General features: G+C 71.8%; 19 protein-coding genes. 18 read left to right on the top strand and 1 reads right to left on the bottom strand.

Going from position 1 to position 24,590, the window contains the following annotated elements; genetic code table 11:
• Positions 1-111: 111 nt before the first annotated feature.
• A complete protein-coding gene (locus ACZ4UV_RS13720; protein WP_390036802.1) occupies positions 112-486 on the bottom strand; it encodes a roadblock/LC7 domain-containing protein in 375 nt (124 codons plus the stop codon).
• Between the two features lie 284 nt (positions 487-770).
• Between ACZ4UV_RS13720 and ACZ4UV_RS13725 the strand changes: the two genes are divergently transcribed.
• The 18 genes from ACZ4UV_RS13725 (at position 771) to ACZ4UV_RS13810 (ending at position 24,584) form a co-directional block, all read left to right on the top strand.
• Positions 771-1,265: a MarR family winged helix-turn-helix transcriptional regulator gene (locus tag ACZ4UV_RS13725; protein WP_390036800.1), complete on the top strand. Its 495-nt coding sequence runs from the start codon at positions 771-773 to the stop codon at positions 1,263-1,265.
• A 190-nt stretch (positions 1,266-1,455) separates the two neighbouring features.
• The gene (locus ACZ4UV_RS13730; protein ID WP_451015728.1) at positions 1,456-2,262 is read left to right on the top strand and encodes an MBL fold metallo-hydrolase; all 807 of its coding nucleotides are present in this window, start codon (positions 1,456-1,458) and stop codon (positions 2,260-2,262) included.
• A gap of 2 nt (positions 2,263-2,264) precedes the next feature.
• Positions 2,265-2,675 (top strand): nuclear transport factor 2 family protein, encoded by a 411-nt coding sequence (locus tag ACZ4UV_RS13735; RefSeq protein ID WP_351485872.1) that lies wholly within the window; start codon positions 2,265-2,267, stop codon positions 2,673-2,675.
• Between the two features lie 997 nt (positions 2,676-3,672).
• Positions 3,673-5,151: a sugar transferase gene (locus ACZ4UV_RS13740; RefSeq protein ID WP_451015727.1), complete on the top strand. Its 1,479-nt coding sequence runs from the start codon at positions 3,673-3,675 to the stop codon at positions 5,149-5,151.
• A gap of 73 nt (positions 5,152-5,224) precedes the next feature.
• Positions 5,225-6,541 carry a nucleotide sugar dehydrogenase gene (locus ACZ4UV_RS13745; protein ID WP_390036793.1) on the top strand — a complete coding sequence of 439 codons (1,317 nt, stop codon included), beginning with the start codon at positions 5,225-5,227 and terminating at the stop codon, positions 6,539-6,541.
• Positions 6,531-7,796 carry a glycosyltransferase family 4 protein gene (locus ACZ4UV_RS13750; protein WP_451015726.1) on the top strand — a complete coding sequence of 422 codons (1,266 nt, stop codon included), beginning with the start codon at positions 6,531-6,533 and terminating at the stop codon, positions 7,794-7,796. Before ACZ4UV_RS13745 ends, ACZ4UV_RS13750 begins: the two co-directional genes overlap by 11 nt.
• Positions 7,793-9,163: a Wzz/FepE/Etk N-terminal domain-containing protein gene (locus ACZ4UV_RS13755; protein WP_451015725.1), complete on the top strand. Its 1,371-nt coding sequence runs from the start codon at positions 7,793-7,795 to the stop codon at positions 9,161-9,163. The genes ACZ4UV_RS13750 and ACZ4UV_RS13755 overlap by 4 nt, the downstream gene beginning before the upstream one ends.
• Positions 9,160-10,680 (top strand): Wzz/FepE/Etk N-terminal domain-containing protein, encoded by a 1,521-nt coding sequence (locus ACZ4UV_RS13760; RefSeq protein WP_467837863.1) that lies wholly within the window; start codon positions 9,160-9,162, stop codon positions 10,678-10,680. Before ACZ4UV_RS13755 ends, ACZ4UV_RS13760 begins: the two co-directional genes overlap by 4 nt.
• A 3-nt stretch (positions 10,681-10,683) precedes the next feature.
• Positions 10,684-12,618 (top strand): asparagine synthase (glutamine-hydrolyzing), encoded by a 1,935-nt coding sequence (gene asnB / locus ACZ4UV_RS13765; protein WP_451015723.1) that lies wholly within the window; start codon positions 10,684-10,686, stop codon positions 12,616-12,618.
• Between the two features lie 17 nt (positions 12,619-12,635).
• Positions 12,636-14,831, top strand: a complete 2,196-nt coding sequence (locus ACZ4UV_RS13770; protein ID WP_451015722.1) for a bi-domain-containing oxidoreductase — start codon at positions 12,636-12,638, stop codon at positions 14,829-14,831.
• The gene (locus tag ACZ4UV_RS13775; protein WP_451015721.1) at positions 14,828-16,777 is read left to right on the top strand and encodes an alginate lyase family protein; all 1,950 of its coding nucleotides are present in this window, start codon (positions 14,828-14,830) and stop codon (positions 16,775-16,777) included. The genes ACZ4UV_RS13770 and ACZ4UV_RS13775 overlap by 4 nt, the downstream gene beginning before the upstream one ends.
• A gap of 7 nt (positions 16,778-16,784) precedes the next feature.
• Positions 16,785-18,326, top strand: a complete 1,542-nt coding sequence (locus ACZ4UV_RS13780) for a right-handed parallel beta-helix repeat-containing protein (protein WP_451015720.1) — start codon at positions 16,785-16,787, stop codon at positions 18,324-18,326.
• A gap of 73 nt (positions 18,327-18,399) precedes the next feature.
• Positions 18,400-19,641, top strand: coding sequence for an O-antigen ligase domain-containing protein (locus tag ACZ4UV_RS13785; protein ID WP_467837952.1), 1,242 nt, complete (start codon positions 18,400-18,402; stop codon positions 19,639-19,641).
• 2 nt (positions 19,642-19,643) lie between these two features.
• The gene (locus ACZ4UV_RS13790; protein ID WP_451015719.1) at positions 19,644-20,885 is read left to right on the top strand and encodes a glycosyltransferase; all 1,242 of its coding nucleotides are present in this window, start codon (positions 19,644-19,646) and stop codon (positions 20,883-20,885) included.
• Complete coding sequence (locus ACZ4UV_RS13795) at positions 20,882-22,117, top strand: class I SAM-dependent methyltransferase (protein ID WP_467837866.1); 1,236 nt, start codon at positions 20,882-20,884, stop codon at positions 22,115-22,117. Before ACZ4UV_RS13790 ends, ACZ4UV_RS13795 begins: the two co-directional genes overlap by 4 nt.
• Positions 22,114-22,908, top strand: coding sequence for a sugar phosphate nucleotidyltransferase (locus ACZ4UV_RS13800; protein WP_451015717.1), 795 nt, complete (start codon positions 22,114-22,116; stop codon positions 22,906-22,908). The genes ACZ4UV_RS13795 and ACZ4UV_RS13800 overlap by 4 nt, the downstream gene beginning before the upstream one ends.
• Entirely contained in the window at positions 22,905-23,552 is a 648-nt protein-coding gene (locus tag ACZ4UV_RS13805) for a PIG-L deacetylase family protein (protein WP_451015716.1), read from the top strand. The genes ACZ4UV_RS13800 and ACZ4UV_RS13805 overlap by 4 nt, the downstream gene beginning before the upstream one ends.
• A gap of 6 nt (positions 23,553-23,558) precedes the next feature.
• Positions 23,559-24,584: an NAD-dependent epimerase/dehydratase family protein gene (locus ACZ4UV_RS13810; RefSeq protein ID WP_451015715.1), complete on the top strand. Its 1,026-nt coding sequence runs from the start codon at positions 23,559-23,561 to the stop codon at positions 24,582-24,584.
• Positions 24,585-24,590 lie beyond the last annotated feature (6 nt).

A 24,590-nucleotide genomic window follows, 5' to 3' on the forward strand; every position in this document is an offset into this window, starting at 1 on the left:
ATCCTTGCCGTTCGGGGCCGTGTGCAGGCATGAATTGGGATCATGCTGATGTGGTCACTTGAAGAAGCTTTCACATCATGGGCGCACGAAGGCCCGGAACCTGGACCGTCGCTAGACCTCGAGCTGTTCCTCGACCCGCTTCAGCTGGTGACGGGCCATGGCGAGGTTCGAGCGCCCCTTGTCGAGTACCAGGTAGAGGAACAGGCCGTTCCCGCTGCGGCCGGTGATCAGCCGGATGAGGTGGTACTGCTTCTCCAGTGTGATCAGGATGTCCTCGATCCGGCTCTTGAGGCCCAGCTCTCCCATCGTGCGCACCTTGGCCCGGATGACATCCGTGTTCCCGGCCGCCGCGACCGTCAGATCGAGGTCCTTGCCCCCGCCCAGTGTCCCCAGGGCCATGCCGCTGGTGTAGTCGACGACCGCGGCTCCCAGTGCCCCCTCCACCCCGGCCATCATTTCCTTCAGCGACACTTCCACGCTCGCCATACTGGCGCCTCCCCTTCGTATGCGGATGGCGACGGACCGGCGGTCGCCGGCCCGTCCGACGTAGGGACCGTAGGTCGGCGGAAGTGACGCCGGGACGGCGTCTCCGGGTCTGACGCATGCTGTCCGAACAACTGCGCACCCAGTCCGTTTGAGCGACGGAAATTGGTTCGATGAAGTGCGAAGTTGACGCTGTGGCGAGGGCCGGACGCGCGGTGCCGGACGGCCGAGCGCACGGTGCGTGATCGGTACGGTGGTACCGGGACGAACAGAGGGGTGGCGTGGGCGTGGGCGAGCAGACGGAGATCTCGACGGCGAAGGAGGCCGCGGACGACGAGCTCATCCTGGCGTTCGGCCGGCTGCAGGGTGCCGCCAACCGGCTCGAGTACATCCTCGGCCGGGCCCTCGAGGCGGAGTGCGGTGTCAGCCACCTGATGTTCGAGGTGCTGCTGATCCTCGGCCGGGCGGGCGAGCCCGGACTCTCCATGCGGGCCGTCGCCCAGGAGCAGGTCCTCACGACGGGGGGCGCCACCCGGCTGGTGGACCGTATGGAGGCGGCCGGGCTGGTCGAGCGCGCGGAGGATCCCGACGACCGGCGCGGGCGACTGGTGCGGCTGACCGCGCTGGGCGCGGAGACCGCCGTACGGGCCTCCCGGATCCATCGGGAGAACATCAACCGGTATTTCCTGGACCCCCTGCCCGCGGCGCATCGCAAGCGGTTCGCGGAGGACCTCCGCATCCTCAGCCATTCGGCGCGTGACGAGTTGCCGCGCCTGCCCTGAGCCTCCGTCCGGGGTGCCGTCGCGCCCGTCACACCGTGCCGGCACCGCCGACGGCGGTTGCAGTCGGCACACTCGCGTGAAAATATCTGAGCAGTCAGTAACTGTTATGTCAGGTGAATCCCGCACTGCGCGGGTGCCCGTACCGACTGCACCCCCCGTTCCGACCGCTTCCCCGTTCAAGGAGCCATCGATGAGCACCCTTTCCTTCAAGGTCCTCGACCTCGACTTCCCGGCCGGCATCAAGAACAAGACCGCCACCCTCGTCACCGGCGAGAGCGAGGCGATCCTGGTGGACGCCGGCTTCACCCGCGCCGACGGTCACCGCCTGGCCGCCGAGATCCTCGACTCCGGCAAGAAGCTGACCACCGTCTTCGTCTCCCACGGCGACCCCGACTTCTACTTCGGCGCCGAAGTCCTCGCCGACGCCTTCCCCGACGCCGTCTTCGTCGCGACCCCGATCGTCATCGAGCACATCGCGCACTCCTACGAGGGCAAGCTCAAGGCGTGGGCGGCCCTCGGGCCGAACCTGCCCACCCGTCTGGTCGACCTGACCCCGCTGACCGGCGACCTCACCCTGGAAGGCCACCGCTTCGAGCTCAAGGGCGGCTCCGCCGTCCTGCCCGACCGTCACTACCTGTGGCAGGCCGGACATCGCGCCCTGCTCGGCGGCGTCCTGCTCTTCCAGCAGGAGCACGTCTGGGTCGCCGACACCCCCACCCCCGGCGACCGCGCCGCCTGGATCGACCTGCTCGACGAGATGGCCGCCCTGAACCCGGAGCTGGTCGTCCCCGGCCACCGCCTCCCCGGCACCGCCGCCGACGCCTCCGCCATCACCGCCACCCGGGAGTACCTGCTCGCGTTCGAGGAGGAGCTGGGCAAGGCCGCGGACGGTGCCGCACTCACCGAGGCGCTGGTCGCCCGCTACCCGGACAACGGCATGCCGATCGCCGCCCAGATCGGCGCGAAGGTCGCCAAGGGTGAGATGAAGTGGGGCTGAGAATGAGCGAGTTCGCCACCTCCACCGTCCCCGCCGACGTCGTCCGACGCCAGTACCTGGCCTCGGCGGCCGGCGACCTCGCGGCCCTGCGGGCCACGCTCGCCCCCGACGTCGAGTGGACGGAGATGGCCGGCTTCCCGCTGGCGGGCACGTACCGCACCCCTGACGGGGTCACCTCCCACGTGATGGAGAAACTCGGCCAGGACTGGGACGGCTGGACCGCTCACGACGACACCTACGTCGCCGACGGCGAGAACGTCGTCGTCCTGGCCCGCTACACGGCCGTCCACAAAGGCACCGGCCGCCCCCTCGCGGTGCGCGTCGCCCACCACTTCGTGGTCCGCGGCGGCCTGATCGTCCGCTTCGAGCAGTTCGTCGACACCGCCCTCGTCCGCGACGCCATGAACGGCTGATCCGGGCGGGTGCCGGGCCCTCGAGCCCGCCATGGCCCACGGACGGTCTGCGGTCGTGCGTCCGGCCGGGTTCACTCCGTGTCCGTAGCCCGAACCCGGCTCCGCCGACGGCTGTCGCATCCGTCTCGCCGGCTTCGACCCGTGGAAACCGGCAGAGGCGCCCGCTCTCGACGTCCGTCCGGTCCGTGGCGGGTCCGCCTGTGCGAGTCGGCGCCTCGGCAGCGACAGCCGCAGCGCGGCCGGCGCGGCCCGGTTGAGCGCGGCGCCCTCCGGTTCCGCTCGCGCCGACAGAGCTGTAAAGATCCCTTCCCAGGTTCTGTCGAATCCCGCCCCGCAACCGCCGCCCGGCGCTCACCGATGGGAATCCGCCGAACAGACCCCGAAAGCAAGCCAGTTGGCAGCGCCGGAACGCCCCGGGGTTACCGGCGGTACTCGGGGCTCGGGAAACTCCCGTCGTCGCAGGTCACACGGAGTGTCGTCCGTCGCCGAGGCCTCGCAGGGCGGGCGTCCGGCCGTTGACCCGTCTTCAAAACACGAGCACAAATTCCACACAGCCCTCTCTTCAGACGGGCCCTGATGGTCTAGATTGACCGTGCTTCGCATGCTGGGACACGAGGCGACAAATGATGATCTATGGGTCAGGCGATGCGGGCGGCCGGTGGCCGTGTCCGTGCCGCCGGGCGTGGGGGTGATCAACTCCTGCGGTCCGAGAGGGGCTTCGGGTGCGGGGAGCACTCGCGGTTCCGACGGGTTCCCGCACGCTTCGAGGGCCTGGCAGGGCAGGCGGGTCCGCTGCGGGACGGGCGGGTTGCACAAGCAGCGCTGAAGTAGCCGGGATGTCATACGCGGACGGCGGGGGCCGTCCGCGGAAGGAACAGCGCGGCGCGGGGAGCCGGGGGGCCTCCCGGGGGCGGAAGCGTACGGGAGGCGGGGGCCTCCCGGGGGGAGGAACGGTGTCAGCGCACCATCTCGAACCACTGGGAACCGGGGGGTTTCTGTGCGGCAGGGGGGACTAGTCGGCCCTTTCCCGCCGGCGCGCAGGCGTCTGGCGGACGGGCCGGTCGACAGACCGGCGATCGAGTGGGAGCAGCGGTACCGGCGTACCGTGATCATCAGCGATACCGTGGCCACCGCCCTGGTGGTGGCGGGGATCGGCGAGTTCTTCGGGGGCCGGGACGCGGCCAACTGGCACGAGAAATGGGGGATTCTCGCGTTCGGCACCGAACTGCTGGTGCTGTCGGCGCTCGTGGTGGGCCGGTCGTGGGCGCCGGCCGTGCTCGGCCAGGGCGCCGAGGAATTCCGCCGGCTCGGACGCTCGCTGTTCGCGGCGACCGTCGTCCTGGCGCTCGGCGGGATCGCCCTCACCTCACGCAACATCAAACTCTGGATCTTCGTCGCGATCCCCGCGATCGGGCTCGTCACGATGACCGCGCGGTATCTGCTCCGCCTCGATCTGCACAGACGGCGCAAGGACGGGCGGTGCCTGAGACCGGTGCTCGCGGCCGGCAGTCCGGCCACCGTGGGCGACCTGATCACCCGGACCCGCAAGTTCCCGCACATCGGCTGGCGGGTGCAGGCGGTGTGCACGACGGACGGCCGCGGACTCGACGGTGACGAACTGGACGGCGTGCCGGTCGTAGGCGGACTGGCGGACGTCGCCAAGCACGTCCGCCACGACGGGTACCGTGTCGTCGCGGTCACACCCGACCCGTACTGGACCCCGGACCGGCTGCAGCGGCTGGCCTGGAACCTCGAAGGCAGCGATGCCGAGATGGTCGTGGCCCCGGTGCTGATGGAGGTGGCCGGCCCGCGGCTGCACGTCGACGCGGTGCTCGGGATACCGCTGCTGCGGGTCAGCCTGCCGACCTTCACCGGGGGCCGCCGGGCGATCAAGGAAGTCGTCGACCGGGTGGGCGCGGCGGTCCTGCTGATGCTGTTCGCGCCGCTGATGGCGTCCGTCGCACTGCTGGTGCTGGCGGACAGCCGCGGCGGGGCCTTCTACCGCCAGCGCAGGGTCGGCAAGGACGGCCGGGAGTTCACGATCCTCAAGTTCCGCACCATGGTCGTCGGGGCGCACCGGGCACGTGCCCAGCTCGCCGACCGCGACGAGGGAGCGGGGCTGCTGTTCAAGGTCCGCCGGGACCCACGGGTGACCCGGGTGGGAGCCGTGCTGCGCCGGTACTCGATCGACGAACTCCCGCAGCTCTTCAACGTGCTCACCGGAGCGATGTCGCTCGTCGGCCCGCGACCGCCGCTGCCCGAGGAGTGCGCCGCGTACGACCCGGACATCCGGCGGCGGCTGCTGGTCAAGCCCGGGCTCACCGGCCTGTGGCAGATCAGCGGACGCAGCGACCTGCCGTGGGAGGAGGCGGTCCGCCTCGACCTGCGGTACGTGGAGGACTGGTCGCTCGCCCTCGACACGGTGATCTTGTGGAAGACGATGCGTGCGGTGCTCCACGGGCAGGGGGCCTACTGATGCGCGGGGGGCGTCGGCAGGCCGACGCGCGGAGCGCAGGCCACAAGGGCCTGCCCGGGGGGAGGGACGAGTCATGAGAGTCAGCGTTTTCGGGCTCGGCTACGTGGGCTGCGTATCAGCCGCGTGCCTGGCGAGCATGGGCCACGAGGTCATCGGGGTGGACGTCAACCAGGTGAAGGTCGACCTGGTCAACGACGGCAAGGCCCCGGTGGTGGAGGAACGTATCGGCGAGCTCCTCGCCGAGGTCGTGCGGACCGGAGCCCTGCGCGCCACCGGCGACGTCCGCGAGGCGATCATGGACAGCGAGGTGTCGCTGATCTGCGTGGGCACGCCGTCGGAGCCCAACGGCAGCCTGTGCACCACGTACCTGGAACGGGTCACCGAGCAGATCGGCGCCGCGCTCGCCGAGCGCGGCGGGCGGCAGACCATCGTGTTCCGCAGCACCATGCTTCCCGGCACCTGCCTGAACCTGCTGGTGCCGATCCTGGAGAAGAACGTCGGCGGCACCGCCGGAGTGGACTTCGGGGTCGCCGTCAACCCGGAGTTCCTGCGCGAGGGCACGAGCGTGCGGGACTTCTTCGACCCGCCCAAGACCGTCATCGGCGAACTCGACCCGGCAAGCGGCGACGCGGTGCTGGCGCTGTACGACGGCCTGCCCGGCGAGGTGTTCCGGGTGCCGGTGCCGACGGCCGAGGCGATCAAGTACGCGGACAACGCCTTCCACGGCCTCAAGATCGGCTTCGCGAACGAGCTGGGCGCGGTCTGCCAGGCGCTCGGGGTGGACTCGCACCAGGTGATGGACGTCTTCCTGGCCGACCGCAAGCTGAACATCAGCCCCGCCTACCTGCGGCCCGGCTTCGCCTTCGGCGGCTCCTGCCTGCCCAAGGACCTGCGCAGCCTGGTCCACGCGGCCCAGCGGGCCGACGTCTCGGTGCCCATCCTCGCCCACGTGCTGAGCTCCAACTCCGACCATCTGCAGCGCGCGGTGGACCTGGTCGAACGCACCGGAAAACGCCGGGTGGGGATGTTCGGGCTGTCCTTCAAACCCGGCACCGACGACCTCCGCGAGAGCCCGCTCGTCGAGCTGGCGGAGCGGCTCTTCGGCAAGGGGTACGACATCAAGATCTACGACGCCAACGTGAGCCTCTCCCGGCTGATCGGCGCGAACCGCGAGTACATCGAGACCCGGCTGCCGCACCTCGCGCAACTGCTCGCGGACTCCGTCGAGGAGGTGCTCGACCACGCCGAGGTGTGCCTGGTCGGGACCAGGGAGCCGGCCGTGACGGCGGCGCTGCCGCACGGCGAAGGACCCGTGATAGTCGACCTCGTCCGCCTTCCCGACGCCGAGACGCGCCGGACCGAACCGGGGTACATGGGCCTTGCTTGGTAACCCGACCGGCGGCACCGGTTCCGGCCGGCGCGCGCTGATCCTGGTGGAGAACCTGTCGGTGCCCTTCGACCGGCGGGTGTGGCAGGAGTGCACGACGCTGCGCGACGCGGGCTGGACGGTGCACGTCATCTGTCCGCAGGGCAGCAAGCGCGACACCGAGCCGGAGGTGGAGATCGACGGGGTGCGGATCCACCGCTACCCGTTGCGCGCGGCCACCGGAGGCCCGGCCGGCTACCTGAAGGAGTACGGATCGGCGCTCTGGCACACGGTCCGGCTGGCCCGCAAGGTCGGCCCGGTCGACGTGGTCCACGCCTGCAACCCGCCCGACCTGCTGTTCCTGCCGGCCCTGTGGCTGAAGCGGCGCGGCGCGCGGTTCGTCTTCGACCAGCACGACCTGGTACCCGAGCTGTACCTCTCCCGGTTCGACCGCGGCGAGGACCTGCTCTACCGCGCCGTGTGCGCACTGGAACGGCGGACCTACCGTGCCGCGGACATCGTCCTCGCCACCAACGAGAGCTACCGCGACGTCGCGATACGCCGCGGCGGCCGACGGCCGGAGGACGTGTTCGTGGTGCGCAGCGCACCCGCCGTCGAGCGGTTCCAGCCGGTGCCGCCCGAGCCGGAGTTGAAGCGCGGCAAGCCTCATCTGCTCTGCTACCTCGGCGTCATGGGCCCTCAGGACGGCGTCGACTACGCCCTGCGGGCCCTCGCGAAGCTCCGCGACGAGCTCGGGCGGACCGACTGGCACGCGGTGTTCGTCGGCTCCGGCGACGCCTTCGACGCGATGGTGGAGCTGTCCCGGCGGCTCGGGCTCGGTGAGCAGGTGCAGTTCACCGGGCGCATTCCGGACGCCGACCTGGTGCGCTACCTGTCCACCGCGGACGTCTGTCTTTCCCCCGACCCGCGCAATCCGCTCAACGACGTGTCGACCATGAACAAGGTCCTGGAGTACATGGCGATGGGCCGGCCGATCGTCTCGTTCGACCTGAAGGAAGCGCGCGTCTCCGCTGGCGAGGCCGCCGTCTACGCGGCCGACGACGACGAGACCGAGTTCGCCGCGCTCGTCGCGCAGCTCCTCGACGACCCGGACCGGCGGGCCCGGATGGGCAAGATCGGCCAGGAGCGGGTCAGCGGGCCGCTCTCCTGGCGCAACTCGCAGGCGTCGCTGCTTGCTGCCTACACCGCCGCCTGCCGTGACCACACCCCGGTGCCGGCGGCCGATCAGGTTCGAACAGGGAAGAGGCAGCGCAGTTGAGCGAGGAATCGATACGTCTGGTCACCATCGGGCGGATATTCCGCCGGCGCTGGCGGTTTCTCGCCGTCGTCGCCGTGGTGGGAGCACTCGTCGGCTACGGCGCCTCCGTGGTGTTCCCGCCGCAGTACACGACGTCGGCGTCGGTCCTGCTGCCGGGGCAGTGGGAAGAGCGCGAGCTGCTGACCCAGGTGGACATAGCGACCAGTTCGACGGTGGTCGACCGCGCGGCCGCCGCGCTCGACTGGCGGGACGCCAGCGCCGCCGAGCTGCGGAACCAGGTGACCGCCTCGGCCGCGGACGGGAACATCATCAAGATCTCGGGCACGGCCGACACCCCGAAGCGCGCGCAGCAGCTCTCCGACCAGGTGGCCGCGCAGTTCGTCAAGTTCGCCGCCCGGGTCGCGGGCGGCGGCACCGACTCCGCGGCGGCCACCGAGGCCGAGGCGCTGCGCAAGCAGGTCGAGGAGACCAACCGCCGTATCACCGAACTGGCCGACGCGTCCGATCCGGGGCAGACCGTCGAGGGTGTGCAGGCCCGGACCGAGCTGGAGAAGCTGAGCACCTCGCTGGAGGAGGCCATGACGAAGCTGGACGAGGCCGACCCGGCGACCAACAAGGCCGGCATGGTCGTCATGGGTCCGGCGGCCCGGCCGACCGGCGAGGCCCCGCCGACGAGGACGCAGTTCATCGGCGCGGGAGCGCTGCTGTTCTTCGTGCTCGCGGTCGTCGGCCACCTCGCCGCCGCCCGGATGAACCGCCGGCTGCGCACCGAACCGGAGATCACCGCGGCGCTGGGCTCGGCGCTGCTGGGCACCGTCGAGGTGCCCGCCGAGCGACGCGGCGCGCACCGGCCGCAGGACGGCGGCCGACCGTCCTGGATCCGCCGGCTCCTCGGTATCGACACCCGGTGGGACCTGCCGACCCCGCCGAGGTCCGACGACGAGGCCGCCCGGCGGATCCGCTACCGGCGGGTGTGTGCCCGTCTTCGGGACCAACTGCCCGCCCCCCGGCGGCTGCTGGTGGTCGTACCGGACGGCGACCAGATCGCCCGCCGGGCCGCCGGACAGCTCGCCGCCGAGGCCAAGAGCGATCCACAGCTGCGGGTGGTGGAGGTCTCGGTGGACCGGCCGATCGTGCCGGACCGCGACACCGAGTCCGGTGCCCTGGTCGTCCTCAGCGCGGGCAGCTGGACCGCGGAGGAACTCGCCGGCATCGCCGAGGCGTGTGCCGACGGCCGGCACGAGGTCCTCGGCATCGTCGTCGCCGACCCGGTCCGCGCCCGTGAGACGCGGCCCGCCGGTCAGCTTCCGGACGACGCCACTCTCGCACTCGCGGTTCGCGGCCAGGCCACAGGAGGTTCAGCGTGACGACCAGCACGACCGCGGAGCCGTCGGCCGCCGCTCCGCTTCTCGACCTTCAGGCCCTGGTGGTGGCGGTGCGCAGGCGCCGCCGCCTCTGGTACGCCACGGCGCTCCTCGGTCTGATAGGGGGCTCCGGGCTCGCGGTCGCGATGCCCCCGGCACCGACCGCGGTGACCGAGGTGCTGGTCGCGCACGAAGCCGACCAGCCGAACGACACCGGAACGCTGATCCGCACCGACGTCCAGCTGCTCCAGACCACACAGATCGCCGGCAAAGCCCTGCGGTCCCTCAAGTCCACCGAGAAACCAGAGGACTTCCTCCAGGACTACAAAGGTGCCGGCCTGACCAACAACCTGCTGCAGATCACCGTGACCGGCGCCACCGACGCCCAGGCGGTGGCCCGCGCCAAGGCGCTGGCCGACGCGTTCGTCGCGGACCACGTGCAGCGGATGCAGCGGACCGCGCAGGCCCAGGCCCAGGCCCTGCTCGACCAGCGCGACCGCATGCGGGACGAACTCGCCCAGGTCAACAAGGAGATCGGAAACCAGTCGGCGGACAGCGACCCGAAGGCGTCGGCGACCCTCGAGTCGCTCTTCGCCCGCCGCGCCGAACTCAACTCGCGCATCTCCGATTTCGACGAGCGCGCCGCGGACGCGCGGACCGGCGCACCCCAGGTCGTCGCCGGCACGCAGATCGTGGACACCCCGCGCGCGTTGCGGCACTCCCTGCCCAAGGCCGTCGCGACCGACTCCGCGATCGGCCTCGTCCTCGGGCTCTTCCTCGGGCTCGCGGGCGCCGCGGTCGGCACGGTGGTGGCGGACCGCCCCGTGCTGCGCCGGGACATCGCGGCGAACCTGGGCGCCTCGGTCATCGCGGAACTGCCCCGCCGGTCGGGCAGGCCGTGGCAGCGCCGACGGACCCGGCTGACCCGCGAACGGCTCACCGCGGCCCTGGCCCGCACCCTGCGCGGCTCCGCGGAACCGGTGTCGCTGCTGGAACTGGGCTGTGCGCGCGGCGCGAGCGTGATCGCCCTGGACCTCGCCAGGGCACTGGCGGCGGAGGGGCCGGTGACCGTCGTCGACGCGCTGCCCCGCCAGCTTCTGGCGGGCCGCCGCCAGAAGCCGGGCGACCCGACCGTGGTCGGCGCCGAGCGCGCCGCGACCGTGCCGCCCCAGGAGCGCCGGATCGGCGTCGGCTCGGTGGCGCCCGGCACGGCGTGGACCGACCTCCAGTACCTCGGCACCCAGACGGTGCTCGTGGTGCGGGCCGGACACGGGAGCGCCGCCTGGCTGCACACCGTGGCCCGGCAGCTCGCGGACCAGCGCATCCCGGTGATCGGCGTGGTGCTGATCGACCCCGATCCGCGGGACCGGACCGACGGCACCCTGTGGGACGGACTGCAGACGGCGCTGCGCGGCCGCAGCGAGCGACCGGCCCGGCAGCAGGGGACCGGCCAGCGGCGCGCCGAGCGGCAGCCGGTGTGGGCCGTCCGGGGCCCGGAGAACGACCAGGAGGCGCGGTAGCACATGTGTGGCATCGCAGGTACCTACCGCTGGCCGGACGGAAAGGCCGTGACCGACCGGCTCACCGACACCCTCGCCCACCGCGGTCCGGACGGGGCGGGCCGGTACAGCCACCCCGTGGGCGACGGCGAAGTGCACCTCGGGCACCGCCGGCTGGCCATCATCGACCTGTCCGACACCGGCGCCCAGCCGATGGCCTCGGACGGCCTCGTCCTGACGTACAACGGCGAGCTGTACAACGCGCCCGAGCTGCGGGCCGAGCTGGCGGCCACCGGGGTGCGCTTCCGCGGTACCTCCGACACCGAGGTGCTCCTGGAGGCCTGGCGGCGCTGGGGCACGGAGTGCCTGCCCCGGCTGCGCGGCATGTTCGCCTTCGGGATCTTCGACGAGCGCACCGGGGACCTGGTGCTCGCCCGCGACCAGCTCGGCATCAAGCCGCTGTTCCTGCTCCGGCGCGGCGCGGGCCTGGTGTTCGCCTCCGAGCTCAAGGCGCTCGCCGCCGCCACCGGCGGCAAGCTGGAGGTGGACGACGCGGCGCTGGTGGCCTCGCTGCTGTACTACTGGGTGCCGGACTCCCGGTGCGCGTTCCGCGAGGCGGAGAAGCTGCCGCCGGGAAGCTGGCTGAGATGCCGGGCCGACGGCCGGGTGGAGCGCGGCCGGTTCTGGGACCTGAAGGACGTCGCCGCCGAGGGCCGGGAGCGGGCCCTGGCCGGCGACCAGCCGGACCTGGCCGCCGTCGTCGAGGAGTCGACCCGCCGCCACCTGCTCTCCGACGTACCCGTGGCGACCTTCCTCTCCGGCGGCCTCGACTCCAGCTACCTGACCGCGCTGGCGGCCCGCCACCAGCCGGGGATCTCCGCCTACACGATCGGGTTCCGAGCCGAGGACGCCAGGTTCGAGGCGATGCCGGACGACCTGCGCTACGCCCGCCAGGTGGCCGAGAAGTTCGGTGTCGACCTGCATGAGATCGAGATCGCGCCGAACGTGCTCGACCTGCTGCCGGAGATGACGTACCACCTGGACGAGCCGATCGGCGACCCCGCCGCGATCAACACGTACCTGATCTGCTCGGCCGCCCGGGAGGCCGGGGTCAAGGTGATGCTCTCGGGGATGGGCGCGGACGAACTGTTCGCCGGTTACCGCAAGCACCTGGCCAACCTGATCGCGTTGCGCTACCAGCGCGTCCCGCGGCCCCTGCGGCGCGGGGTCTCCGGGGCCGTGGACCGGCTGCCGGTCGCGACGGCCCGCCGCGGGTACCGGTCGGTGCGCTTCGCCAAACGGTTCCTCTCCTTCGCCGACCTGCCGGAGGAGACCGCCTTCCGGCGCAGCTACACCATGTACGACCAGGACGAGTTGCTCGCCCTGCTCGACCCGGACCTGGCCGGGACGGTCGAGGACGTGCTGACCGAGCACGCGGACGTCTACCAGGACAACGACCTCGACGACTTCGTCAACCGGATGTGCCTCACCGACGCCCGGATGTTCCTGCCGGGCCTGAACCTCACGTACACGGACCGCTCCAGCATGGCCGCCTCGACCGAGGTACGCGTGCCGTACGTGGACGTCGAGGTGGTCAGGGCGGCGTTCGCGGTGCCCGGCAACCGCAAGATCGTCGGACGGCAGGGCAAGGCCGTCCTCAAGGAGGCGGCCACCTCGGTCCTGCCCCGGGAGATCGTGTACCGGCCCAAGGGCCTGTTCAGCGCGCCGCTGCGGGCCTGGATGAGCCGGGATCTGGCGCCGCTGGTGCGCGAGGTCGTCAACGACGGTGAGCTCGTCCGCTCCGGGTTCCTGCGGCGCGACGCGCTGGCGCGGATGGTCGCCGAGGACGCCGCCGGGCAGCAGGACTTCTCCAAGCATCTGTGGCATGTGCTGACCCTCGAGTACTGGTATCGCGACGCGACCTCTGGGTCCGGCCAGAGCACTCGGCAAACGGCTTAGGAATCAGGGGAGTTCCGGTGAAACAGGTTGTACAGAACTACAAGAGCGGCGAGCTGGCGGTGCTCGACGTTCCGGTGCCGGGGTGCAAGCCGGGCGGGGTGCTGGTCCGCAGCGCCTACTCGCTGATCTCCACCGGCACCGAGCTCATGAAGGTGTCCGAGGCCGGCATGTCGATGCTGGGCAAGGCCCGCTCCCGGCCGGACCAGGTGGCCAAGGTCATGCAGAGCGTGGCCACCAACGGGGTGCCCGCCACCTACCGCAAGGTGATGGGGAAGCTGGACTCCTACACGCCGCTGGGATACTCGCTGTGCGGGGTGGTCGAGCAGGTCGGCGCCGGCGTCGACGACGTGAAGGTCGGCGACCTCGTCGCCTGCGCCGGCAACGAGCACGCGCTGCACGCCGAGTTGAACTGGGTGCCGAAGAACCTCTACACCCCGGTGCCGGACGGCCTCGCACCGCGCCACGCCGCCTTCGGCACCGTCGGGTCGATCGCGATGCAGGGCGTCCGCCAGGGCGAGCCGCAGCTCGGCGAGGTGGCCCTGGTCATCGGCCTCGGCCTGATCGGGCAGCTGGTGGTCCAGCTCCTCGGTGCGTCGGGAGTCCGCGTCGTCGGCGCCGACCCCGACCCGGCGCGCTGCGAACTCGCCGAGCGCCTGGGCGCCGTGGCCTGCGGCGACCCCGCGTCCGCGGCCCTGGAAGCCGCCGTCGCCGAACTCACCGACGGGCACGGAGTGGACCAGGTGTACCTGGCCGCCGGCGGCGGCAGCAACCAGCCCGTCGAGCTCGCCGCCCGGCTCTGCCGGGACCGCGGCCGGGTCGTCGACATCGGCAAGTGCCGCCTCGACCTGCCGTGGAACGCGTACTACGAGAAGGAACTCGACGTCCGGTTCTCCCGTTCGTACGGCCCCGGGCGCTACGACCCGGAGTACGAGCTGGAGGGCCGCGACTACCCGATCGGCTACGTGCGCTGGACCGAGCGCCGCAACCTCGCGTGCTTCCTCGACCTCGTCGCCCGCGGCAGCGTCGACGTGGAGCCTCTGATCTCGTACGTCGCCGACTTCGACGACGCGGTCGAGACGTACCGGCGGCTCAAGGACGGCGAACTGAAGGCCGTGGCCGTGCTGTTCCGGTACCCCGAACAGGCTGAGGAGGCGACGGAAGGGGAGGCGCAGGCCCCGTCGATGGCCGTGCCCGCGGTGCGCCGCGGCGGGGGAGCGCCCGGTCCGGCCCGGGCCGCCACCTCCCCGGTGCGCCTCGCGTTCGTGGGCGCGGGGAACTACGCGACGTCGATGCTGCTGCCGCACCTGGCCCAGCGCGACGGCGTCGAGCTGTCGACCGTCGTCACCACGACGGCCCTCTCCGCGGCCAACGCGCAGCGCAAGTTCGGCTTCGCCGGGGCGACCACCGACCTCGACGCCGTGCTCGGCGACAAGTCGATCGACGCGGTGTTCGTCGTCACCCGGCACAGCTCGCACGCCGAACTGACCCGGCAGGCGCTCCTCGCCGGCAAGACGGTGTTCGTGGAGAAGCCCCTGGCCCTCACCGAGGACGAACTGGCCGGCGTGCTCGCGGCGGTGGAGGAGTCCGGCAACGACCGCCTGCAGGTGGGCTTCAACCGTCGCTTCGCACCCCTGCTGACCGAGGCCAGGCAGCGGTTCGGCGCCCGGACCGGACCGGCGAGCCTGCGCTATCTGGTCAACGCCGGCCAGTTGCAGCACGGCAGCTGGTACCTCCGCCAGGGCACCGAGGGCTCGCGGTTCGAGGGCGAGGGCGGGCACTTCGTCGACACGGCGAGCTGGCTGCTCGACGCCGACCCGGTCTCGGTGTACGCCGTCGCCCCGTCCGGCAACGACGACCTGCAGATCGTGCTGCGGTACCCGGACGGGTCCACCGCCGCCATCAGCTACGTCACCACCGGATCGCCCGGCTTCCCCAAGGAGACGCTGGACCTCGTCGCCGACGGCAAGGTGCTCAGGCTCGACGACTTCGTCCGAGCCTCGGTGTACGGCCGCAAGCGCTGGGTGAGTTCGCGGCTGCCGAAGGCCCGCGACAAGGGCCAGAACGCCGAACTGGCCGCGTTCGTCAAGGCCGTTCGGACCGGCGGGCCGATGCCGGTGCCGCTGGAGTCGCTGGTCGCGACCACGGCGGCCACCCTCGCCGTGCGGAGCTCCCTGGCCTCCGGCGCGCCGGTGGCGCTGGAGCGGGCACGATGACCATGAGCGCGAGCTGGTACCTGCGGCGCCTGTCCCGGATGGGGCCGCGGGAGGTCGCGGGCCGGGTGGGCGACACGGTGCGCAGACGGCGGTGGCGGTCCGCCCGGCCGGACTGCCCGAGCGTGACCGGCGCCCGGTTCACCGCGGTCCTGCCCGCCGGGACGCTCGCCGCGGTGCCGGCGGACGCCGCGAAGCGTCTCGTCGCCGAGGCGGACCGGCTGATGTACGGGCACGTCGAGTACTTCGGGGTGGTCCGCGACGACCTCACCGACCCGGACTGGTGGTGCGACCCGAAGACCGGGCGCCGGGCCCCCTGGGGCTACGCCTTCGACGTGCCGTACCGCAACGAGGACGCGGTCGGGGACATCAAGCAGATCTGGGAGCTGTCCCGGCACCAGTACCTCACTGTGCTCGCCGCCGCCTACGCGATCACCGGGAACGAGCGGTACGCCGAGCGTGTGGCCGAGCACCTGCGGTCGTGGTGGACGGCCAACCCGCCGCTGCGGGGCGTGCACTGGATCAGTGGCATCGAGCTGGGCATCCGGCTGCTGTCCTGGGTGTGGATCCGCCGGCTGCTCGACGACTGGCCGGGCGCGGCCGGGCTGTTCGAGGACAACCCCGTGGCGCGGAACCAGATCTGGCACCACCAGCGCTGGCTGGCAGCCTTCCCCAGCCGGGGTTCCTCGGCGAACAACCACGTCATCGCGGAGGCCGCCGGGCAGTTCGCCGCGGCCTGCGCGTTCGGCTGGTTCCCCGCCACGGGGCGCTGGCGGGCCGACGCGCTGCGGTCGCTGGAGCGGCACCTGCGCAGCAACACCTTCGCCTCCGGCCTCAACCGCGAGCTGGCCACCGAGTACCACGGACTCGTGCTGGAGCTCGGTCTGGCCGCGGTGGCCGAGGCGGACGCCGCGGGCGTGCCGGTCCCCGCGTCCGTCCGGCTGGTGCTGCTGCGGATGACCGACGCGCTCGCGGCCGTCGTGGACAACCGGCTGCGGCCGCCGCGCCAGGGGGACGCGGACGACGGGCACGGTCTGGTCGTGGACGGCGCGGGCACCGACCGGTGGGCTTCGCTGCTGGCCACCGGCGACGCCGTGTTCGGCCGGCTCGCCTGGTGGCCGGAGGTGACCGGCACCGATGTGCGCACCCCGCTGCTGGCCGCGCTCATCAAGCCCACCGGACTGTCCGTGACCCGCCCGGCGGTCCGGCCGGCGCACCTCGCCGACGCGGGCATGACGATCCTGCGCGGTCCGGGGGAGATCTGGTGCCGCTGCGACGGCGGCCCCCACGGCTTCCTGTCCATCGCCGCGCACGCCCACGCGGACGCGCTGTCCGTCGAGGTCCGGCACGACGGGGTCGACGTCCTCGCCGACCCGGGGACCTTCTGCTACCACGGGCAGCCCGTGTGGCGGCAGTACTTCCGTTCCACCCTCGGCCACAACACGCTGCAACTGGACGCCACCGACCAGTCGGTCTCCGGCGGACCGTTCCTGTGGACCCGGCAGGCCCGCACCCGCGTGCTGGCCGTGGACACCTCCGGCGAGGACGTGGCCGGCTGGTGTGCCGAACACGACGGGTACCAGGGCTCCGTGCATCGCCGCCGGGTGGAACTGACGGCCGCGAGCCAGGAGCTGAAGGTGGTCGACGAGGTGCGCGGGCCGCGCCGGACCGTGCGGCTGGCGTTCCACCTCGGCCCGGAGATCGCCGCGGACCTGGTGGGGAACCGGGCGGTACTCACCTGGATCCGGGACGGCGAGGGCCGTTCCGCGGTGCTCGACCTGCCCGCGCAGCTGTCCTGGCGGGCGCACCGCGGCGAGACCGGCCCGCCGCTGGGCTGGTACTCCGCCGGATTCGGGCGCAAGGAACCCACCACGACGCTGATCGGCACCGGCACCAGCCCCGCCGACGGCGCGGGCGGGTTCACCACCGTGCTCAGGTTCGGCGGCTAGGGGGCACGTGGTGATCAAGAGGCGGCACTGGGCGCTGGCGGCGGCACCGCTGGCGCTGGCCCTGCTGACGGCGACCGGCTGCGACAGCACGTCGGGCGCCCCGGCGGCGAAGCCGACCGCCGCGCCGTCCACGTCCACGTCCGCGGCCCGAGCCGTGGCCCGGGTCTGTGCCAACCCCGCGGCCGGGCCGGCGAAGGCGCCGGCCGGGGCGGTCACGGTCGACCCCGCGGTCGTCGGCGACCTGGCGGCGAAGACCAGGAGCAGCCCCCCGAACACCACGTTCTGGCTCCGGCCGGGCAAGCACCGGCTCGCCCCGGACCGATACGCCCAGGTCATCCCCAAGAAGGGGGACCGCTACCTCGGCGCGCCGGGCGCGGTGCTCGACGGCGGGAAGAAGAACCAGTACGCGTTCGCCGGCACCGCCCGCGACGTCACCATCCGCTACCTGACCGTGCAGCATTTCGTCGCACCCCAGAACGAGGGCGTGGTCAACCACGACTCGGCCGACGGGTGGGTGATCGAGCACACCACCATCCAGGACAACTCCGGGGCGGGGCTGATGGCCGGTGCCCGCCAGCAGGTCCGCGCCAGCTGCCTGCGCGACAACGGGCAGTACGGAATGAACGCGTACAAGGGCGGGGGCGGTATCACCGGACTGGTGGTCGAGGACAACGAGATCGTGGGCAACAACACCGACGACTGGGAGCGGCGGCAGCAGGGCTGCGGCTGCACCGGAGGCGTCAAGTTCTGGGCCGTCGACGGCGCCGACGTGCGCGGCAACTGGGTGCACGACAACCGCGGAGCCGGGTTGTGGGCGGACACCGACAACAACGACTTCCTCATCGAGAACAACGTGCTGGAGGCCAACGACGGTGCCGCGCTGATCTACGAGACCAGCTACAACGCGGTCGTCCGGAACAACACGATCCGTCGGAACAACTGGGTCGAGGGCCGCAAGTACGCCGACCGCGGCGACAACTTCCCGTACGCGGCCGTCTACCTGTCGGAGTCCGGCGGTGAACCACGGATCCGGGCCCGCACCGACAGGATCGAGATCTACCGGAACGTGCTGGAGAACAACTGGTCCGGGATCACCCTGTGGGAGAACGCCGACCGGTTCTGCAACAGTCCGGCCAACACCTCGTCCGGTGACTGCACCCTGCTGGTGAAGAACGCCCACCGCTGCACGGAGCCGGCCATCGCCAAGGCTCCGCTCTACGCCGACTGCCGGTGGAAGACCCAGCGCGTGGACATCCACGACAACCGCTTCGTGCTCGACGAGTCCGTGGTCAAGTGCACCGACATGTGCAACCGCATGGCGGTGCTGTCCAACTACGGGACCTATCCGGACTGGTCGCCGTACAAGGGCGAGAAGGTGGCCGAGGCGATCACCCACAGACAGGACAACCGCTGGCACCACAACGTCTACCTCGGACCGTGGCAGTTCGTCGCCCAGGACCCGAGCCAGGTGCTCGACTTCGACGAGTGGCAGGGCACGGACTACCGGCAGGACGCGGGCAGCACCCTCGACCAAGAGGCCGGTGGTTGAGATGAACACGCGGATGAACACGCGGATGAACACGCCGATGAACACGTGGCTGACCAGGGAGGTGAACGGGCAGATGAAGGGGCAGACCGAGGCGGAACCGCGCGCTGCCACACCGAGGATCGTCGGCGTCGTCTGGGGGCTGCTGGTCCTCAACACGCTCGGCTCCGCCGGGGCGAAGACCATCGTCACGCTGCCCCGCTCCCTCATCCAGATGGTCACCATGGGCGCCCTGGTCGCCGCGTTCGCGCTGGCGCTGCTGGTCAACCTCCGGCTGCGCGTCCGGCCCAGCGCCTACCTGCTCCTGCTCACCCTGCTGCTGGTGACGAGCGTGATCTCCAGCGCCAACCTGGAGTCCGGCTTCGGCGCGCTGTTCCGCTGCTTCCGGCTCACGCTCTTCATCGGCACCCTGTGGCTGCTCAGCCGCTGGTGGGACGGCAGCCTGACGTTCGTCCGGTACCACATCCGGGCCTACTTCGCGGTGCTCGGATCGGTGGCCGCCGGCCTGGTCGTCTCACCGGGTGCGGCCCTGCCCGACCTCTACGGCGGACGGCTGGTCGGCGCGCTGTGGCCGCTCACCCCGCCGCAGATCGGGCAGTACGCGGCGGTGATCATCGGGCTCACCGCGCTGCTCCTGCTGGGCCGCCGGACCGACCGGACCAGTGCCGCGGTGGTCATCGTGCCGTCCTTCGTGCTGCTCGCGCTGACCCACACCCGGACGGCCACCCTCGGCCTGCTCCTCGGTCTGTCACTGGCGATCGGCTCGCTCATCCTGACCAGCGCGGCCGCCCGCCGGTTCTTCACCTGGGCGGTGCTGGTCGGCTCGGTGGCCGCGGTCGGGTTCGCCTCCGCCCTGCAGACGTGGTTCCTGCGCGGACAGAGCAAGGAGAACTTCTCCAGCCTCACCGGCCGGGCCAAGGTCTGGGACGCCCTGCTCGCCGCGCCCCGGACGACCCCGGAGAAGTTCCTCGGCGTGGGCCTGGGCGACAAGTCGTTCGGCGGGCTGCCGATCGACAACAGCTGGCTGGCCGTCTACAACGAGCAGGGTCTGGTCGGCGTCACCCTCGTCGCGGTGATCATCCTCGTGCTGGGCGGCGTCGCGTTGCTGCGGCCGCCGTCGCTGCAGCGCGCCTGCGCGATCTTCCTGATCAGCTACTGCGCGATCGCCTCGTACACCGAGGCCGGCCTCGGCGACGCCTCGCCGTACCTGCTGCATCTGGCCCTGGCCGCCTCGCTGCTGGCGACACCCGTCGCGGCGGCTGCTCCCTCGGCGCCCGGATTCCACCGACCGACGACCCAGGGCTCGGAGGTGACCTGACCATGGACATCCTCGTGGTGCACAACCGCTACGGCTCCGCACAGCCGAGCGGGGAGAACAAGGTCGTCGACCAGGAGGTGGAGCTGCTGCGCGCGGCCGGCCATCGGGTCGGGGTGTTCGAGCGGCGCAGCGACGACATCGCCGCCCGGTCCCTCCTCGGCAAGGTCGCGGTACCGCTCCTCGTACCGTGGAACCCGGCGGTCCGCACGGAACTCGCCGCCCGGCTGCGCACCGAGCGGCCGGACGTGGTGCACGTCCACAACGTCTTCCCGCTCCTGTCGCCCGCGGTCCTCGCCGCGTGCGCCGACGCCGGTGTGCCCGCCGTCGCCACGCTGCACAACTACACCCAGGTCTGCCCGCCCGGCACGCTCCAGCGGGACGGCCGGCCGTGCACCGAGTGCGTCGGCTCCACACCGCTGCCCGCCGTCCGGCACGGCTGCTACCGGGGCTCCCGCCTCGCGACGGTGCCGCTCGCCGTCAGCCTGTCCGCCAACCGGCGGCGGTGGTGGTCCGGCGTCGAGCGGTTCCTCTGCATCTCCGCGGCCCAGCGCGACGTCCTGGTCCGGTCCGGGATGCCGGCCGAGCGACTGGCGGTGAAGCACAACTTCGTGCCCGACCCGGGCCTGTGCCGGGAGGGCGGGGGAGAGCAGCTGCTCTACCTCGGCCGGCTCGCGGAGGCCAAGGGGGTACGGCTGCTCATGGCCGCGTGGGACGAGATCGCGGCCGACGGCGGTGTGGGCGTACCGCTCGTGATCGCGGGCACGGGGCCGCTGGAGCGGGAGGTGACCGCCTGGGCGGCGGGCCGGGACGACGTCCGCTACGCCGGCCTGCTGGACACGGCGGAGTGCCGGAAGGCCGTCGCGCGGTCGGTCGCCGTGGTGGCGCCCTCGACCTGGCTGGAGGCGTTCGGCCTGGTGGTCGTGGAGGCGATGGCGGCCGGCGTCCCGACCGTCGCGGCCGGCCACGGCGCGTTCGTCGAACTCGTCGAGGACGGGGTCACCGGGCTGCTCCACCGGCCGGGCGAGCCCGCCTCGCTCGCTTCCTGCATACGCCGGATCGCGGCCGACCCGGACCTGGGCCAGGAGATGGGCCGGGCGGCCCGCCGCCGCTACGAGCAGGGCTTCAGCCCGGCCGTCGGCCTGGCGCGCCTGGAGGAGGAGTACCGCACCGCGATCGCGGGGCGGTCGGCACAGGCTCGCGACGGGGACACCCGCGTGAGCAGGGGGGATGGGAACAGCACATGACACGATGCCGACTGTGCGGCTCGGAGGCGATGGCGAGCGTCGTCGACCTCGGGGCGACGCCACCGTGCGAGAGCTTCCTCGCCGCGGACCAACTGGACGAGCCGGAACCGGCGTACCCGCTGCACCTGCGGGTCTGCACCGAGTGCTGGCTCGCGCAGATCCCTCCGTTGATCACGCCGGAGGATACCTTCAAGGAGTACGCGTACTTCTCCTCCTACTCGACCTCCTGGGTGGAGCACGCGCGCACCTTCGTCGCCGATGCCGCGGAGCGGCTTCCGCTCGGACCCGACGCCTTCGTGGTCGAGGTGGCGAGCAACGACGGCTACCTGCTGAGGCACGTGGTGGACCGGGGGATCCGCTGCCTCGGCATCGAGCCGTCGGTGAACGTCGGCGGCGCGGCACGGGAGGCGGGGGTGCCCACGCTCACGGAGTTCCTCTCCCCGGAGACCGGCGCGGCCGTCCGCGCCGAGCACGGCCCGGCGGACCTGGTCGTGGCCAACAACGTGTACGCGCACATCCCCGACGTGGTCGGGTTCACCCAGGGGCTGCGCGCCCTGGTCGCCGACGACGGCTGGGTCTCGATCGAGGTGCAGCACCTGCTGACCCTGATCGAGGAGAACCAGTACGACACGATCTACCACGAGCACTTCCAGTACTACACGGTCGCCTCCGCGATCCGGGCCCTTGCGAGCGGCGGACTCACGCTCGTGGACGTCGAACTGCTCCCCACACACGGCGGCTCCATCCGGCTGTGGGCCCGCCCGGCCGAGGCGGCCGGCGAGCCGACGCAGCGGGTGGCCGACGTCCTGGCCCGGGAGAAGGCCGCCGGGCTCCAGGAGCTCTCCGGTTACGCCGAATTCTCCGCCCGGGTGGCCAAGGTGCGCCGCGACCTGCTGCGGTTCCTCGTCGACGCGGCCGAGCGCGGCGAGACGGTCGTCGGCTACGGCGCCCCGGGCAAGGGCAACACCCTGCTCAACCACTGCGGCATCCGCCCCGACCTGCTGGCCTACACCGTCGACCGCAACCCCTACAAGCACGGCAGGTTCACTCCGGGCACCCGCATCCCGATCCTGGCGCCCGATCAGATAGCCGCCGACAAGCCGGACTTCGTCCTCGTCCTCCCGTGGAACCTGCGGGCCGAACTGTCCGAACAGCTGGCCTTCGTCCACGAGTGGGGCGGCCGGCTCGTCTTTCCCATCCCGGAACTGAGCATCGTCGAGGTGAAGTCGTGAAGGTCGTCCTGTTCTGCGGCGGTTACGGGATGCGGATGCGCAACGGAACCTCCGACGACGTGCCCAAACCGATGGCGATGGTCGGCCCGCGCCCGCTGATCTGGCACGTCATGCGCTACTACGCGTACTTCGGGCACAAGGAGTTCATCCTGTGCCTCGGGTACGGGGCCCACCACATCAAGAACTTCTTCCTCAACTACGAGGAGACGACGTCCAACGACTTCGTCCTGCGGGGCGGGCGGACCGAGCTGCTCTCCACCGACATCGCCGACTGGACGATCACCTTCGCGCAGACCGGCATCGAGTCACCGATCGGGGAGCGGCTGCGCCGGGTGCGGCACCACCTGGACGGCGACGAGATGTTCCTCGCCAACTACGCCGACGTGCTCACCGACGCCCCGCTGCCGGAGATGATCGACAAGTTCGCCGCGCGCGACGCCGGGGCGTCGATGATGGTGGTGCCGCCGCAGTCGTCGTTCCACTGCGTGGAGCTGGGCGAGGACGGCCTGGTGGGAGGCATCACCGCGGTGAGCGAGCTGCCGCTGTGGGAGAACGGCGGCTACTTCGTGCTCCGCCAGGAGGTCTTCGACCACATACCCGAGAACGGTGACCTGGTCGCCGACGGCTGCGCCCAGCTGGCCAAACGGGGACGGCTCGTGGCGCACCAGCACCGCGGCTTCTGGAAGCCGACCGACACCGTGAAGGAACGGGCCGCGCTCGACGCCGCCTATGCCCGGGGCGACCGCCCGTGGGCCGTGTGGGAGCGGGACACCGCCGGAGCCAGAGCGTGATCCGGCTCGGGGGCGGCCCCCTGAACCGGATCGTCGCGGTGGGCGCCCACTGCGACGACATCGTCATCGGCGCCGGCGGCACGCTGCTGACGCTGTGCCGGGCGCGGCCCGGTGTCCGGGTCGACGCGCTGGTGCTCACCGGCGGCGGCAGCGAACGCGAGCAGGAGGAACAGGCCGCGCTCACCGCTTTCTGCCCGGGCGCCGACCTGCGGCTGACCGTGCACAAACTGCCCGACGGCCGCTTCCCGGCCCACTGGGAGGAGGCCAAGTCCGCGGTCGAGGAACTGCGCGCGCAGACCGACCCGGACCTGGTCCTCGCGCCGCGCACCGACGACGCCCACCAGGACCACCGCGGCCTGGCCAAGCTGATGACCACCGCGTTCCGCGACCACCTCGTCCTCGGCTACGAGATCGTCAAGTGGGACGGCGACCTCGGCCGGCCGGCCGCCTACCAGCCGCTGGACCCGGACACCGCCGAACAGAAGGTGCGGCTGCTGCAGGAGCACTACCCCTCGCAGCGGCACCGGCCCTGGTACGACCGGGAGGCCTTCCTCGGCCTCGCCCGGATCCGCGGCATCGAATGCCACGCGCGCTACGCCGAGGCGTTCGCCGTCACCAAACTCACGCTCAACCTGGGGGGTTGAACAACCTTGCGCGTACTACTGACCGGACACCAGGGCTATCTGGGCACCGTGATGGCCCCGGTCCTCAAGGCCGCCGGGCACGACGTCGTCGGCCTCGACGCCGGCCTGTTCGCCGACTGCGTCCTCGGCCCGCGGCCCGAGGACCCGCCGGGGCAGCGGGTGGACCTGCGCGACGTCACGGCCGAGCACGTGGCCGGGGTGGACGCCGTGATCCACCTGGCCGCGCTCTCCAACGACCCGCTCGGCTCGCTGGCGCCGGAGCTCACCTACGACATCAACCACCACGCGTCCGTGCACCTGGCCCGGCTGGCCCGCGACGCCGGAGTACGGCGCTTCCTGTACGCGTCGACCTGCTCGGTCTACGGCGCCGCCGGCGGCGACGACCTGGTGGCCGAGGACGCCCCGCTGCGCCCGGTGACGCCGTACGCGGAGTCGAAGGTGCGGGTGGAGGACGACCTGCACGCGCTGGCCGACGACGACTTCACCCCGGTGTACATGCGCAACGCCACCGCCTTCGGCTTCTCGCCCCGGCTGCGCGCCGACATCGTGCTCAACAATCTTGTCGGCCACGCGCTCCTTTCCGGCGAGGTCCTGGTGCTCTCCGACGGCACCCCCTGGCGCCCGCTGGTGCACGCCGCCGACATCGCGCGGGCCTTCACGGCCGCGCTGACCGCGCCGCGCGAGGCGGTGCACGACCGGGCGTTCAACATCGGCAGCGAGATCAACAACGTCACGGTCGCCGAGATCGCCGGACAGGTCGCCGAGGCGGTGGCCGGCTCCAAGGTGGTGATCACCGGGGAGACCGGCGCCGACCCGCGGTCCTACCGGGTGGACTTCTCCCGGTTCCGCGCCGCGATACCCGGCTTCGACTGCGAGTGGACGGTGAAGCAGGGCGCGCTCGAACTCGCCGACGCCTACCGGAAGTTCGACCTCAACCGGGAGGACTTCGAGCGGCGCTACACCCGGCTCGCCGTGCTGCGCGCGGCGTCCGACGCCGGCACCGTCGACGACACCCTCAGGCGGCGCCGGTGACCGACG

It is taken from the genome of Streptomyces sp. NPDC028289, assembly GCF_055565975.1.